This window comes from Pseudomonas sp. UBA6323, from assembly GCF_002439135.1.
In the GTDB taxonomy this organism is placed as follows: Bacteria; Pseudomonadota; Gammaproteobacteria; order Pseudomonadales; family Pseudomonadaceae; genus Aquipseudomonas.
Window position 1 is genome coordinate 24,374 of the sequence record NZ_DJSX01000053.1, and the last position, 14,098, is coordinate 38,471.

Here is a 14,098-nt window from a genome sequence, read left to right on the forward strand (position 1 = left end):
TCCAGAGGTAAGGGACGCAGGCTCAGACGTTCAGCGTGATCAGCTCGGCCCTAAATTGGTCGCCTTCGATATGCAGGATGCCCACGCCGATGGGCAACTTGAAGCGCCGCGGTCCGGCGCTACCGGGGTTGAGGAAGAGCACGCCGTCGCGCTCTTCCTGCAGCGGCTTGTGCGAATGCCCGGCGATCACCACGTCGATGCCTTCTGCCCTGGGATCGATGGCCAGTTGCTTGAGATCGTGCAGCACATACAGCCTGATGGCGCCGAAACTCAGGGTCAGGTGCTCGGCAATGCCATCGGCCCAGTCGTCCTGGTCGTTGTTGCCGCGCACCACCGAAAGCGGCGCGATGCGCTCCAGTTCGGCGAGGATATGCGGCCCACCGATATCCCCGGCATGGATCAGATGATCCACGCCCCGCAGCGCGGCCAGCGCCTCGGGACGCAACAGGCCGTGGGTGTCGGCGATCAGGCCGATCTGCATGTTCGTCTCCAGTGCTTTAACGTAGGCGCCAGCTTGCGGGCGATCACGGTCGGATGCAAAGCCTGCGCAGGATAAGCCCGGTAGTGGGGCTGTTGTCAGTCAGCAACTATTTCTGGTGCGCCACCAGTCATTAGGCATTTGGAGCGGAAAAGCTTCGCGGACAAGTCCGCTCCCACGAGCAATGCTGTTCACTTAAGGTTGGACGCGCTTGGCTCCCCTCTCCCATTTATGGGAGAGGGGCTGGGGGAGAGGGCTGAAAATTCCGCAAGACTGCCAGTTTCCCCCTCGCCGAACACGGCCCGCCCTAACCCTCTCCCCAAAGGGGCGAGGGGACTAATCGCCTCCGACCACTTCTGGTGTGAACAGCATTACGCTCCCACGAGTGCCACTGAGATCCTGTGGGAGCGGACTTGTCCGCGAAAAAACAAGCAGCGCTTGCTACTGTTCGGTCAAAAAAAACGCCGCGAACCTGCAAAGCAGTCGCGGCGGTTTTCTTGGCAGACTGGCCCCAGGTTGCAGGCCGGCAGGCTTAGCCGTCGAGCATCGCCTTGTCACGCACCGCGCCCTTGTCGGCGCTGGTGGCAAGCAGGGCGTAGGCCTTGAGCGCCGTGGTCACCTTGCGGGTGCGCGGCGCTGCCGGCTTCCAGCCCTTCTTGTCCTGTTCGGCGCGGCGTGCAGCCAGCTCTTCATCGCCGACCAGCAGGTTGATGCTGCGGTTGGGGATGTCGATGAGGATCTTGTCGCCGTCATTGACCAGGCCGATGGCGCCGCCCGAGGCGGCTTCCGGCGAGGCGTGGCCGATGGACAGGCCGCTGGTGCCGCCGGAGAAACGGCCATCGGTGAGCAGGGCGCAGGCCTTGCCCAGGCCCTTGGACTTCAGGTAGCTGGTCGGATAGAGCATTTCCTGCATGCCCGGGCCACCTTTCGGGCCTTCGTAACGGATGATGACGATGTCACCTTCCTTCACTTCGTCGGCGAGGATGCCTTTTACGGCGCTGTCCTGGCTCTCGAATACCTTGGCGGTGCCTTCGAACACGTGGATGGACTCGTCGACGCCGGCGGTCTTCACCACGCAGCCATCGAGGGCGATGTTGCCGTACAGCACCGCCAGGCCGCCTTCCTGCGAATAGGCATGCTCGACGCTGCGGATGCAGCCTTCGGCGCGGTCGTCGTCCAGGCTCGGCCAGCGGGTGCTCTGGCTGAACGCGGTCTGGGTCGGGATGCCGGCAGGGCCAGCCTTGAAGAAGTGGTGTACCGCTTCGTCCTGAGTCTGGGTGATGTCCCACTGGGCGATGGCTTCGGCCATGTTGGGGCTGTGTACGGTGTGCACGTCGGTGTGCAGCAGGCCGCCACGGGCCAGCTCGCCGAGGATGGAGAAGATGCCACCGGCGCGGTGTACGTCTTCCATGTGGTACTTCTGGATGTTCGGCGCCACCTTGCACAGCTGCGGCACCTTGCGCGACAGGCGATCGATGTCGCGCAGGTCGAAGGCGACCTCGCCTTCCTGGGCCGCGGCCAGCAGGTGGAGGATGGTGTTGGTCGAGCCGCCCATGGCGATGTCGAGCATCATGGCGTTCTCGAACGCCTTGAAGTTGGCGATGTTGCGCGGCAGCACAGACTCGTCGCCTTCGCCGTAGTAGCGCTGGCACAGCTCGACAGCCAGGCGACCGGCGCGCAGGAACAGCTGCTCGCGGTCGCTGTGGGTGGCCAGGGTCGAACCGTTGCCCGGCAGGGACAGGCCCAGGGCTTCGGTCAGGCAGTTCATCGAGTTGGCGGTGAACATGCCGGAGCAGCTGCCGCAGGTGGGGCAGGCGCTGCGCTCGTATTCGGCGACTTTTTCATCCGACGCGGTCGAGTCGGCGGCGATGACCATGGCGTCGACCAGGTCCAGGCCGTGGTTGGCCAGCTTGGTCTTGCCGGCTTCCATCGGGCCGCCGGAGACGAAGACCACCGGGATGTTCAGGCGCAGCGCAGCCATCAGCATACCGGGGGTGATCTTGTCGCAGTTGGAGATGCAGACGATGGCGTCGGCGCAGTGAGCGTTGACCATGTACTCGACGGAGTCGGCGATGATCTCGCGGCTCGGCAGCGAATAGAGCATGCCGTCGTGGCCCATGGCGATGCCGTCGTCGACGGCGATGGTGTTGAATTCCTTGGCCACGCCGCCGTGCTTCTCGATCTCGCGGGCGACCAGCTGGCCCAGGTCCTTCAGGTGCACGTGGCCGGGCACGAACTGGGTGAAGGAGTTGGCGATGGCGATGATCGGTTTCTTGAAGTCTTCGTCCTTCATCCCGGTGGCGCGCCACAGGGCACGGGCGCCGGCCATGTTGCGGCCGTGGGTAGAGGTCTTCGAGCGGTAATCGGGCATGACGATGATCCTGCGGCTAATTCGGTTGTGTGTGCGGTGAGCGTCGTCGAGCGGCAGATCGCCGCGGTGTCAGGAGGCTGCATGACGAAACGGGATCACCGTTCGTACGGCCGGGGCTCACGGGCCCGCCGGAGGATTTCTGGCGAGGAATGCTGGGATTCTACGCCCGCCAAGGCGGGCGGGGGAAGGCTGATGGTCGCTTGCGCCAGTCGCTGTCGCTCAGTGCGGTAACTCGATCCCGCGCATGCGTTCGGCGCGGCGGCGCAGCAGTTCGAGGGTCACCAGCAGGGCGATGGATACCAGGATCAGCAGGGTGGCGATGGCCAGGATGCTCGGATTGATCTGCTCGCGCAGGCCCGAGAACATCTGCCGCGGGATGGTGCGCTGCTGAGGGCCGGCCATGAACAGGATCACCACCACTTCATCGAACGAGGTGATGAAGGCGAACAGTGCGCCGGAAATCACCCCGGGTCGGATCAGCGGCATGATCACGTCGAAGAACACCCGGATCGGCGTGGCGCCGAGGTTCAGCGCGGCGCGCGCCAGGCTGTAGTCGAAGCCGGTGAGCGTGGCCGTCACCGTGATGATGACGAAGGGCGTACCCAGCGCGGCGTGCGCCAGGATCACCCCGAGGTAGCCACCGGCCAGGCCCAGGTTGGAGTAGAAGAAGAACATGCCGGCGGCGGTGATGATCAGCGGCACGATCATCGGCGACAGCAGCAGGGCGGTGATGAAGCGGCGAAACGGCATCTCGTCGCGCGCCAGGCCTACGGCGGCGCAGGTGCCCAGAATCGTGGCGAGGATGGTGGAGAGGATTCCGATGAAGAAGCTGTTCTTGATCGCCAGAATCCACTTCGGGTCGTCGAGGATTTCCCGGTACCAGCGCAGCGAGTAGGCGTCCGGGTCCAGCGTGAGCATGCCTTCGGTGAAACTGAAGAACGGCTCGGTGTTGAACGACAGTGGCACGATCACCAGGATCGGCAGAATCAGGAACAGCAACACCAGCCAGGAGCTGGCCTTGAGCAGCCAGTGGCCGAGGTGGTGCCAGAAACCATAGTAGGCGGGGATCTTCATGGCGCCGTGCCCGGGATGAGGTGACGGCTGCTGCCGCCTGTAGCCCGGACGCAGTCCGGGGGCGAGGAGGAGACGGGTTTCCCGGATTGCATCCGGACTACGCCTTGTTGCTGCGATGCTGATAAGGCCATGTTCATCCCAACTTGATATTGCTGGCGCCGACGAAACGGTCGTACACCCAGTACAGCAGCAGGATCAGCCCGAGCAGCAGCGAGCCCAGCGCGGCGGCCAGCTCCCAGTTGTTCGAACGCTGCATGTGGAAGGCGATGATGTTGCTGATCATCTGCCCGTCGGTGCCGCCGACCAGCGCCGGGGTGATGTAGTAGCCCACCGAGATGATGAACACCAGCAGCGCCCCGGCGCTGAGGCCTGGCAAGGTCATCGGGAAGTAGATGCGGGCGAACGCCGGTATCGGTTTGTCGCCCAGGCTGAGCGCGGCGCGCATGTAGCTGGGGTCGATGCCGCGCATCACGCTGTACAGCGGCAGGATCATGAACGGCAGCAGGATGTGGGTCATCGCCACCACGGTGGCGAATGAGGTGTAGAGCATCTCGAAGGGTTGGCTGATGATGCCGATGCCCATGAGGAAGGAGTTGATCACGCCGTTGGTCTGCAGCAGGGCGATCCACGAGGTGGTGCGCACCAGCAGCGAGGTCCAGAACGGCAGCAGCACCAGTACCAGCAGCAGGTTGGCGCGGTTTGATGGCAGGCCGGCGAGGTAGTAGGCCAGCGGGTAGCCGAGCAGGGCGCAGAGCAGGGTGATGACCAGCGCCATGTTCAGCGTCTTGGAATAAAGCTGCAGGTAGATCTGTGTGTCCTGGCGCACCTGAATGCCGTCGTCGGGGTGCAGCTCGAGGTCCAGTGCGGTCAGGTAGTAGTCGTAGGTGTAGACCTTGCCGGCACGTTCGATGGCGTACCACAGCTCGGGCTTGCTCCAGTTGCGATGGGCGTCGAGCAGGGTTTGTACGCCCTGGGTCTGCAGCGCTTGTGCATCCAGACGGCCGATGCGCCGTGCAGTGGATTTGACCACGCTGGACATGCCCGTGTAGGCGCGGTTGAACTCCTCGGACAGCTTGCCGGACAGGCGCTGTTCGTTGAGCCCATGCAGTTCCGTGACGAAGACCTGCAAGGTCGCCTCGTCCGGTATCTGCCGGTGATCGTCCCAGCGTTCGAGTTCGGCCAGAGTCAGGGGAATCAGCTCGGCCACGGTCGGGTGATACACGCTGCGCCACAGCATGGTGCCGATCGGGGCGACGAAGGTGACGAGGATGAACAGCAGCAGCGGCACCACGAACAGGAAGGCGGCGAGGCGCTTCTTGCGACGGGCGCTGGCGGCTTGGCCGGCTTCGTGGGTGGTCAGGGATGACAAGGCGTTACTCCGATGGATCCAGCCCAACTGTTCCCCCGGCTCCCGTGGCAGGCGCTTCAGCGGCGACGGTCGCGGCTAAAGCCCCTCCCACAGGTCGGAGGAAACAGGGTGCCGGTGCTTTTACTTCAACAGCCACTCGTTGAACTTCTCGCCCAGCGACTCGCCGTAGTCGGCCCAGAACTCGGAGCCAGCCTGGATGCCCTTGTCCAGATGAGCGGTCGGCAGGTGCGGAGTGGCGTTCTGGTCAGCCAGCGGCATGGACGACTTGCGAGTCGGTCCGTAGGCCACGTCCGGCATGCCGGCCAGCGGTTTGGAACCGGTGGCGTACTTGATGAACTCCATGGCCAGTTCCTTCTTCTTCGAGCCCTTGACGATGGCCCAGGCGTCGAGGTCGTAGACATGGCCGTCCCAGACGATTTCGAAGGGCTTCTTCTCCTGCACGATGGCGTCGTAGAAGCGGCCATTGGCCGACTGCACCAGCACTGCACCGCCGTCGTTGAGCAGTTGTGGCGCCTGCGACCAGGAGTCGAACCAGACGATGTCCTTCTTGATGCTGTCCAGCTTGTCGAAGGCGCGTTGCTGGCCTTCCGGCGTGGCCAGCACTTCGTAGACTTCCTCCGGTGCCACGCCGTCGGCCATCAGTGCCCACTCCATGTTCACCTGCGGGCGCTTGCGCATGGCGCGCTTGCCGGGGATCTTGGCGGTGTCGAAGAAGTCGCCGATGCTGGTGGCCTTGGTGCCGCCGATGGTGTTGTCGTTGAAGGCGAACACCACGGACCAGACGATATTGCCCACCGCGCACTCGCTGGCCAGCGCTTCGGGAATGAAGTCCTGAGCCGCCGCAGTGCCGTCGATGCCGGCCGGCAACACGCTGTGATCGAGGGTTTCCAGCAGGCCTTCGGAGCAGGCGCGCTCGAGGTCGATCACTTCGAAGTCGACCACGTCCCACTGGATGTTGCCCGACTCGACCTGTGCCTTGATCTCGGCAACGCCACCCGAATAGTCCTCGAACAGCACCTTGACGCCGGTTTCCTTCTGGTAGGGGTCGATGACGTGCTTCTTCTGCGCGGCGCCGTAGGAGCCGCCCCAGGACACCACCGTGAGACTGTCCTGGGCCGTGGCGTTGCCTGCGGTGAAACCCAATGCCGCCAACAGGGCGAAGGTGGAAACGCTGGTAGTCAGTGATCTAGCCATTGCTGTGCTCCATTTGCTTCTACTAGTTGTGGTGGTCAGAGCGTCGTCGGCACTTCCGATCGGTCCAGGGCCTGGCTGTCTTCCGGCAGCCAGGTGAGGGCGATCTCTTCCTGAGCGCTGAGTTGCGGGGCTGAACTGTCGTTCAGATTCTTCACCACCAGTTCACTGCCGCTGGCAGTCTCGAAGTGGTAGCGGATGTATTCGCCGACGTAGTGGCGGGTGACGAAGCGGGCCTTGACCTGGTTGCCGCTGTCGCCGAGGCGGGTGGTGAAATTGAGCTTTTCCGGACGCACCGACACCGTGGTGGCCTGGCCGACTTCGCAGCAGTTGGCCTTCAGCGTGCTGACCAGGCCGCCATCGTCGAGACGTACCTGCACGCGGTCCGTTTCGACCGTCTCGATCACCCCTTCGAGCTTGTTGCTCTCGCCGATGAAGTCGGCGACGAACAGGTTGGCCGGTCGTTCGTAGAGCACGTGTGGCGCGGCGCACTGCTGCACCACGCCGTTGTTGAACACGGCGATGCGGTCGCTCATGGTCAGCGCTTCGGTCTGGTCATGGGTCACGTAGATCACGGTGAAGCCGAGCTGCTCGTGCAGACGCTTGATCTCGAACTGCATCTGCTCGCGCAGCTTCTTGTCCAGCGCGCCGAGTGGCTCGTCCATCAGCACGATGTCCGGGGCGAAGATCAGCGCGCGGGCCAGGGCCACGCGCTGGCGCTGGCCGCCGGAGAGCTGACCGGGATAGCGCCCACCGAAGGCCTGCAGTTCGACCAGGGCGAGGTACTGGTCGACCTTGGCGCGAATCTCGTCCTTGGGCAGCTTGCGGATCTTCAGCGGGTAGGCGAGGTTCTCGCGGATGGTCATGTGCGGGAACAACGCGTACTGCTGGAAGACCATGCCGATGTTGCGGTCGTACGGCGCGATGCTGGTGACGTTGCGGCCGTTGATCAGAATCTCGCCGCTGGTCACGTCCTCGAAACCGGCGAGCATCATCAGGCAGGTGGTCTTGCCGGAACCGGAAGGGCCGAGCAGGGTGATGAATTCGCCCTTGGCCACGTTGAGGTTGAAGTCCTTGACCACCAGGGTCTTGTGATCGTAGGTCTTCTTGACGTTGGTGAATCGCAGGAACGCGTCGTTCCCAGCCTGCGCAGTCATAGTCCTCCCCGCTGTCCGCAATGTGGAGTCAGCTCGTGGCCAAGGCTCCAACTTCTGAGTCGATTCGCCTCCTTCGTGGGCGGCGATCGTTATGGCGATAGGCAAAAGCAATAAGCAAGCCAGATTACGGCTGGCTGCCTGATAGCGCTCTGCTATGCAGGCTCAAGCCTAGTCGATGCTGGGCGAGATGCGAGGCGGGGTGTGGGAGGAGGTAACAACGAATGGGGGAAGAGGCACCTGCCGACACGCACTCGGCAGGTGCAGCCGCTCAGCTGTTGGGCAGCAGGCGTACGGTCAGGCTCTTGATATAGCGGGTTTCGTTGATCGCCGGGTGCACTGGATGGTCCGGGCCCTGGGCGCCGCGCTCGAGCAGCTGGATGTTGCGATCCAGATGGCGGGCGCTGGTCAGCAGGATGTTCTGCAGGTTGTCCTCGTCCAGGTGCATGGAGCAACTGGCACTGACCAAGATGCCGTCCTTGTTGAGCAGACGCATGGCGGTTTCGTTGAGGCGGCGGTAGGCGGCCTCGCCGTTCTTGATGTCCTTCTTGCGCTTGATAAAGGCGGGCGGGTCGGCGATCACTACGTCGAAGCGTTCTTCGGCTGCCTTCAGTTCGCGCAGCGCGGCGAACACGTCGCCTTCCACGCAGGTGACCTTCTCGGCGAAGCCGTTGAGTGTGGCGTTGCGCTCAACGCCATCGAGGGCGAAGCCGGAGGCGTCCACGCAGAACACTTCGCTGGCACCGAAGGCGGCCGCCTGCACGCCCCAGCCGCCGATGTAGCTGAACAGGTCGAGTACGCGCTTGCCCTTGACGTAGGGCGCCAGGCGCGCGCGGTTCATGCGGTGATCGTAGAACCAGCCGGTCTTCTGCCCTTCGATCACCGGCGCCTCGAACTTCACGCCGTTTTCTTCCAGGGCGACCCACTCCGGCACCTCGCCGTAGGCGGTTTCCACGTAGCGTTCAAGGCCTTCGGCGTCGCGCGCGCTGGAGTCGTTCTTGAACAGGATGCCACTGGGTTTGCACACCTGGATCAGCGCGGCGAGCACGTCGTCCTTGTGCGCTTCCATGGTGGCCGAGGCCAGCTGCACCACGAGGATGTCGAAGAAACGGTCGACCACCAGGCCCGGCAGCAGGTCGGAGTCGCCGTAGACCAGGCGATAGCAGGGCTTGTCGAACAGGCGCTCGCGCAGGCTCAGGGCGACGTTGAGACGATGCACCAGCAGGGATTTGTCCAGCACGTGCTTGACGTCGCGCGACAGCAGGCGGGCGCAGATCAGGTTGTTCGGGCTCATCGCGACGATGCCCAGCGGCTTGCCGCCGGCCGCTTCGAGGACAGCCTGGTCGCCGGCTTTGAAGCCATGCAGCGGAGTGGCGGCGACGTCGATCTCGTTGCTGTACACCCACAGGTGGCCGGCGCGCAGGCGTCGGTCGGCGTTGGCTTTCAGGCGCAGACTGGGCAGGGAAGACATGAGTTCGAGCTCCGCAGGGCAAAGAGCGGGATTATAGCGGTTTGCACGCAGGCCCGGCGGTTACAAAAGTCGGCTGCGGGCTTGCCCGAGCTTTGGCTAGACTGTGCGCTAATTCTCACCCTGCCCGATCCCCCTCCATGACCTACGAACTCACCGCCGAACAGATCCAGCAAGTCCTGCAGGGGATCAGCGTACCGCCGCAACCGCAGATCATGGTCGATCTGCAGATGGAACAGATCATGCCCAACCCCGATCTGCGCAGCATCGCCAAGCTGATCAGCCAGGACCCGGGGCTGTCCGGTGCGCTGCTGAAGATCGTCAACTCGCCGCATTTCGGCCTGGCCAACCGCATCGCTTCGATCCAGCAGGCGGTCAATCTGCTGGGCTGCAACACGGTGATCAACCTGATCAATGCGCAGTCGATCAAGGGCGAACTGACCGACGAAGCGATTCTGGTGCTCAACCGCTTCTGGGACAGCGCCCAAGACGTGGCGATGACCTGCCTGACCCTGGCCAAGCGCCTCGGTTATCACTCGCCGGACGAAGCCTACAGCCTCGGCCTGTTCCACGACTGCGGCATCCCGCTGATGCTCAAGCGCTTCCCCAACTACATGCAGGTGCTGGAGGAAGCCTATGCCAGCGCCAGCGACGAGCGCCGCGTGGTCGACACCGAGAACCGTCTGCTGACCACCAACCACGCCGTGGTGGGCTATTTCACCGCGCGCTCGTGGCGCTTGCCTGAGCACCTGTGCGAGGTCATCGCCAACCACCACAACGCCCTGTCGATCTTCAGCGATGATTCCGGACAGGACGCGCAGCTCAAGACGCTGCTGGGCATCCTGAAGATGGCCGAGCACATTTGCGAGACCCATCGTGTGCAGGGCGGTCAGGCCGTCGACATGGAGTGGCAGTACATCGCCCAGCCGATTCTCGAATACGTCGGGCTGTCGGAGTACGACTTCGAGAACCTGCGTGAAAGCATTCGCGACCTGACCGTACTTTGAACCTGGCAGGGTGCTTGCTGCACGTTGGCCTCGGTGCGTGCTACCGCTTTGCGCATCGCTCCTGCTAAGGTGGCGAACCGCCGTTTTCCTGCCGTATCGCCATGCCCGAATTACCTGAAGTCGAAACTACCCGCCGTGGTATTGCCCCCTATCTCGAAGGTCAGCGCGTCAGCCGCGTGATCGTGCGTGAACGCCGTCTGCGCTGGCCGATCCCCGAGGACCTGGACATTCGCCTGTCCGGCCAGCGTATCGAGTGCGTCGAGCGGCGCGCCAAGTACCTGCTGATCAAGGCCGAAGTCGGCAGTCTGATCGGTCATCTGGGCATGTCCGGCAGCCTGCGCCTGGTCGAGTGCGGCCTGGTTGCGGCCAAGCACGAGCATGTGGATATCGAACTGGAGTCCGGCCTGGCGCTGCGTTATACCGACCCGCGCCGCTTCGGTGCGCTGCTCTGGAGCGAAGACCCGCTGCGCCATGAGCTGCTCAGCAAGCTCGGCCCGGAGCCGCTGGGCGGGCTGTTCGACGGCGAGCGGCTGTTCCAGCTTTCGCGTGGGCGCAGCATGGCGGTCAAGCCGTTCATCATGGACAACGCCGTGGTGGTGGGCGTGGGCAACATCTACGCCACCGAAGCGTTGTTCGCTGCCGGTATCGACCCGCGTCGCGAAGCCGGTTCGATCTCGCGGGCGCGTTACCTGCGCCTGGCCGAGGAGATCAAGCGCATCCTCGCCCATGCCATCGAGCGCGGCGGCACTACGCTGCGCGACTTCGTCGGTGGTGATGGTCAGCCCGGCTACTTTCAGCAGGAGCTGTTCGCCTACGGGCGCGGCGGCGAATTTTGCAAGGTTTGTGGCAGCACGCTGCGTGAGGTCAAGTTGGGGCAGCGGGCGAGTGTCTACTGTCCCAAGTGCCAACGCTGAGCGAACCCACGTCTGATTAAGCCGTAGGGCGGGTGTAACCCGCCACAATGCCGATGGCGGGTTGCACCCGCCCTACGGATACAAGAACAAGAAATACCGAGGTTGATCGATGTCCGGTAACTACTTGCCGCGCAATCCTGTGGCCCAATGGCTGGGGCGCAGCGTACTGAAGCTGATGGGCTGGCGGATCGAGGGCGAACTGCCGAAGCTCGACAAGTTCGTCGCCATCGGCGCTCACCACACCTCCAACTGGGACTTCGTGATCTTCATCGCGCTGAAGTTCGTGCTGCGCCTCAATGCCCGCTGGTTCGGCAAGCACAGCATCTTTCGCTGGCCCTTCGGCGGCCTGATGCGCAGCTGGGGTGGCATCCCGATCCGCCGGGACCTGAAGCTCAACACCGTCGAGCAGGCGGTGCAGGCCTTTCGCGAGCACGACCAGTTCATCCTGGTGCTGTCGCCCGAGGGCACGCGCAAGAAGGTCGAGCGCTGGAAGATGGGCTTCTACCATATCGCTCTGGGCGCGGGCGTGCCCATCGTGCTGGGTGCGCTGGACTACCAGAACCGGCGCGTGGTGATCGGCCCGACCTTTCAGCCGACGGGTGACGAAAAAGCCGATCTGGCTGCCATGCTGACGTTCTTTCGCCCTTATGTGCCGAAAAAGCCGGAGTACGCCTTTCATGGCGATTGATGTCCGTCACGCTGACAATTGGCCATGCGCTGTTATAGTTACTGGCACTTTCCCGAATAACCTGAAGGATCGATCCATGAAAGCGTTCCGCACCTCCGCTGCTGTCCTGGCGCTGACCTCTGGCCTGCTGGCGCTATCGGCGCAGGCGGAAGTGGTTCAGCAGAACGTCAGCGGCGATCCGCTCTATACCGTAGAAGCGCCCAAGGGCTATGCCATGATCGGTGACCTGGTCATCGCTCGCCCGCTACTGATCGGCGCCACCGCCATCGGCGCTGCGGCCTTTATCGTCAGCCTGCCGTTCACCGCCCTGGGCGGCAATGTCGGCGAGGCGGCGCAGTCGCTCGTGGTCGAGCCTGGCAAAGAAGCCTTCGTGCGCTGCCTGGGCTGCACCAGCAGCGGCTACAAGCAAGACTGATTCGCTGCAACCCGCTGTCGCGGCCTCTCGCCTCTTTATCGAGGCGAGGGGCCGTTTACGTTTGAACGCCGAGAAAAGGAAGGAACGGTGATAATGAAGTCCTTGCGCTGGGTGATGCTGTCGCTGGTGATAGCGGGGCTGATCGCCTCGTTCTGGTTCAGCCAGGGCTGGCTGCAACTCTGCGCCGGCCTGGCGATCTTCCTGTTCGGCATGCAGTGCCTGGAAGAGGGCTTGCGCCAGTTGGCGAGCAGCAAGCTGGAACAGTTGCTCGGGCGCAGCACCGCGACGCCGTTCAAGAGCCTGTTGTTCGGTGTCGGCGGCACCTTGCTGCTGCAATCGAGCACGCTGGTGTCGCTGCTGACCATCGCCTTCATCAGCACCGGGCTGATCCAGCTGGCCGGCGGTATCGCCATCCTCTTCGGCGCCAATCTCGGTGCCACCAGCGGTATCTGGCTGCTGGCGATGGCCGGGCAGAACCTCAGCCTGAGCCCGCTGGCGCTGCCACTGCTGGTGTTCGGTGTGCTGGCCGGCTTCTTCGGCGCCAAGAGCAAGGCGGCCGGGCGCATCGTGCTGGGCATCGCCTTCATCTTTCTCGGCATCGACCAGATCAAGGAGGGCTTCGCCAGTTTCGGCGATGGCCTGGACATGACCGGCCTGCAGGAAGGCGGACTGCGCGGGGCGCTGTTGTTCACCGCCATCGGCATGGCCATCACCGTGGTGCTGCAATCGAGTCACGCCACGCTGATGCTGACCCTGGCCGCCCTGGCCAGCGGCCAACTGGAGCTGGGGCAGAGTCTGGCCATTGCCATTGGCTCGAATGTCGGCAGCAGCGTGACCACTGCCTTCGTCGGCTCGCTCGGCGGCAATCGCAGCGGCCAGCGCCTGGCGCTGGCTCATGTGCTGTTCAACATCACCACCGGCACCCTCGCTTTCTGCCTGCTGGGCCCGCTGACCTGGCTGGTACATGCGCTGGCCGAGCCCTTGGGGCTGGGCGACAACAGCCTGATCCAACTGGCGATGTTCCATACCCTGTTCAATGCCATGGGCGTGGCGCTGTTCTGGCCGCTGCAGGGGCGCCTGGCGCAATTCCTGATCCGCTGGCTACCGGAGCGAGTCGAGCCGCCGGTGCTGATCACCGAGCTGGCGCCCGAGCAGGTCGCCGAGCCCGAGCGCACCCGCGCGCGCTACCTCAACGAACGCGCGCTGGACTCGGTGGACGCCGCATCCGGTGCGGTGGTGCAGGAGCTTGGGCACCTTGGCCGCCTGAGCCTGGAGGTGATCTGCCACGCGCTCTATCTGCCGGTGGACCAGCTGGCGCGTACCCAGGCCGATGATCGACTGCTGCAGGCCAAGCCTACGCACGGCGGCTTCGATGCGCAGCACCTGTACCAGCTTCATATCAAGGGGGTGTATGGCGACCTGCTGAGTTTCATGGGACGCATGGAGTTGCCCATGGACGAAGCGCACCAGCAGTTCTGGGTCAGTTGCCAGCTGGCGGCGCTGCAACTGGTGGATGCGGTCAAGGATGCCAAGCACCTGCAGAAGAACCTCGGCCACTACCTCGACGCGACGCCTTCGGCCGTGCGGGATGCCTATGTGGAGCTGCGTCGTCATATGCTCGTCACGCTGCATGAAGTGCGTGAGCTGGCGCGCTCGGAGATGCCCGAGGAAATGTGGCAATCGCGCCTGCGCTGGCTCGACGAGCAGGCGGCGAGCTTCGACGGGCAATTCCGCCAGCGTCTGTTCGCCGATGTGCGCAGCGGGCGGCTCGATGGCCTGCAGACCAGCTCGCTGATGAATGACCTGGGCTATGTCAGCCGCATCTTCCAGAGCCTGCGCAACGTACTGATGCTGGGCAGCGAGCAGGCGCTGTTCCGCGAGTTGCGCAAGTTCGGCGAGGAGCAGGAGAGCCTGATCAGGCTCTCCTGACACAAGACGTAGCCCGGATGACATCCGGGCTTTGCTCGGT

12 protein-coding genes are annotated in these 14,098 nt (G+C 63.8%); 5 read left to right on the top strand and 7 right to left on the bottom strand.

From position 1 onward, the window contains the following. Nucleotides 1–22 precede the first annotated feature (22 nt). The 7 genes from B3P22_RS12285 to B3P22_RS12315 form a co-directional block, all read right to left on the bottom strand. Entirely contained in the window at nucleotides 23–481 is a 459-nt protein-coding gene (locus tag B3P22_RS12285) for a metallophosphoesterase family protein (RefSeq protein WP_296271149.1), read from the bottom strand. A 529-nt stretch (nucleotides 482–1,010) separates the two neighbouring features. After that, nucleotides 1,011–2,849: a dihydroxy-acid dehydratase gene (ilvD, locus tag B3P22_RS12290; RefSeq protein ID WP_296271150.1), complete on the bottom strand. Its 1,839-nt coding sequence runs from the start codon at nucleotides 2,847–2,849 to the stop codon at nucleotides 1,011–1,013. Nucleotides 2,850–3,068: 219 nt separating this feature from the next. Continuing rightward, entirely contained in the window at nucleotides 3,069–3,923 is an 855-nt protein-coding gene (locus B3P22_RS12295) for an ABC transporter permease (RefSeq protein ID WP_296271151.1), read from the bottom strand. A gap of 133 nt (nucleotides 3,924–4,056) precedes the next feature. Beyond that, nucleotides 4,057–5,292, bottom strand: coding sequence for an ABC transporter permease (locus tag B3P22_RS12300; RefSeq protein ID WP_296271152.1), 1,236 nt, complete (start codon nucleotides 5,290–5,292; stop codon nucleotides 4,057–4,059). A gap of 120 nt (nucleotides 5,293–5,412) precedes the next feature. Further along, entirely contained in the window at nucleotides 5,413–6,486 is a 1,074-nt protein-coding gene (locus B3P22_RS12305; protein ID WP_296271153.1) for an ABC transporter substrate-binding protein, read from the bottom strand. Between the two features lie 35 nt (nucleotides 6,487–6,521). Continuing rightward, the gene (locus B3P22_RS12310) at nucleotides 6,522–7,640 is read right to left on the bottom strand and encodes an ABC transporter ATP-binding protein (protein WP_296271154.1); all 1,119 of its coding nucleotides are present in this window, start codon (nucleotides 7,638–7,640) and stop codon (nucleotides 6,522–6,524) included. A 268-nt stretch (nucleotides 7,641–7,908) separates the two neighbouring features. After that, nucleotides 7,909–9,108: a class I SAM-dependent rRNA methyltransferase gene (locus B3P22_RS12315; protein ID WP_296271155.1), complete on the bottom strand. Its 1,200-nt coding sequence runs from the start codon at nucleotides 9,106–9,108 to the stop codon at nucleotides 7,909–7,911. A 137-nt stretch (nucleotides 9,109–9,245) separates the two neighbouring features. Between B3P22_RS12315 and B3P22_RS12320 the strand changes: the two genes are divergently transcribed. The 5 genes from B3P22_RS12320 (at nucleotide 9,246) to B3P22_RS12340 (ending at nucleotide 14,058) form a co-directional block, all read left to right on the top strand. After that, on the top strand, nucleotides 9,246–10,112 hold the full coding sequence (locus tag B3P22_RS12320) for an HDOD domain-containing protein (protein WP_197856786.1): 867 nt from the start codon (nucleotides 9,246–9,248) through the stop codon (nucleotides 10,110–10,112). A 101-nt stretch (nucleotides 10,113–10,213) separates the two neighbouring features. Next, nucleotides 10,214–11,026 (top strand): bifunctional DNA-formamidopyrimidine glycosylase/DNA-(apurinic or apyrimidinic site) lyase, encoded by an 813-nt coding sequence (gene mutM, locus B3P22_RS12325; protein ID WP_197856787.1) that lies wholly within the window; start codon nucleotides 10,214–10,216, stop codon nucleotides 11,024–11,026. A gap of 109 nt (nucleotides 11,027–11,135) precedes the next feature. Beyond that, entirely contained in the window at nucleotides 11,136–11,714 is a 579-nt protein-coding gene (locus tag B3P22_RS12330) for a lysophospholipid acyltransferase family protein (RefSeq protein ID WP_197856788.1), read from the top strand. 76 nt (nucleotides 11,715–11,790) lie between these two features. Beyond that, complete coding sequence (locus tag B3P22_RS12335; protein WP_197856789.1) at nucleotides 11,791–12,129, top strand: multidrug transporter; 339 nt, start codon at nucleotides 11,791–11,793, stop codon at nucleotides 12,127–12,129. Between the two features lie 93 nt (nucleotides 12,130–12,222). Further along, the gene (locus B3P22_RS12340; RefSeq protein WP_296271156.1) at nucleotides 12,223–14,058 is read left to right on the top strand and encodes a Na/Pi cotransporter family protein; all 1,836 of its coding nucleotides are present in this window, start codon (nucleotides 12,223–12,225) and stop codon (nucleotides 14,056–14,058) included. Nucleotides 14,059–14,098 lie beyond the last annotated feature (40 nt).

What these genes read in the sequence shown, in the direction of transcription:
- B3P22_RS12320 (WP_197856786.1), top strand. Translation starts at nt 9,246, where the DNA reads ATGACCTACGAACTCACCGCCGAACAGATCCAGCAAGTCCTGCAGGGG.
- ilvD (WP_296271150.1), bottom strand. Translation starts at nt 2,849, where the DNA reads ATGCCCGATTACCGCTCGAAGACCTCTACCCACGGCCGCAACATGGCC.
- B3P22_RS12330 (WP_197856788.1), top strand. Translation starts at nt 11,136, where the DNA reads ATGTCCGGTAACTACTTGCCGCGCAATCCTGTGGCCCAATGGCTGGGG.
- B3P22_RS12305 (WP_296271153.1), bottom strand. Translation starts at nt 6,486, where the DNA reads ATGGCTAGATCACTGACTACCAGCGTTTCCACCTTCGCCCTGTTGGCG.
- B3P22_RS12335 (WP_197856789.1), top strand. Translation starts at nt 11,791, where the DNA reads ATGAAAGCGTTCCGCACCTCCGCTGCTGTCCTGGCGCTGACCTCTGGC.
- B3P22_RS12295 (WP_296271151.1), bottom strand. Translation starts at nt 3,923, where the DNA reads ATGAAGATCCCCGCCTACTATGGTTTCTGGCACCACCTCGGCCACTGG.
- mutM (WP_197856787.1), top strand. Translation starts at nt 10,214, where the DNA reads ATGCCCGAATTACCTGAAGTCGAAACTACCCGCCGTGGTATTGCCCCC.
- B3P22_RS12310 (WP_296271154.1), bottom strand. Translation starts at nt 7,640, where the DNA reads ATGACTGCGCAGGCTGGGAACGACGCGTTCCTGCGATTCACCAACGTC.
- B3P22_RS12340 (WP_296271156.1), top strand. Translation starts at nt 12,223, where the DNA reads ATGAAGTCCTTGCGCTGGGTGATGCTGTCGCTGGTGATAGCGGGGCTG.
- B3P22_RS12315 (WP_296271155.1), bottom strand. Translation starts at nt 9,108, where the DNA reads ATGTCTTCCCTGCCCAGTCTGCGCCTGAAAGCCAACGCCGACCGACGC.
- B3P22_RS12285 (WP_296271149.1), bottom strand. Translation starts at nt 481, where the DNA reads ATGCAGATCGGCCTGATCGCCGACACCCACGGCCTGTTGCGTCCCGAG.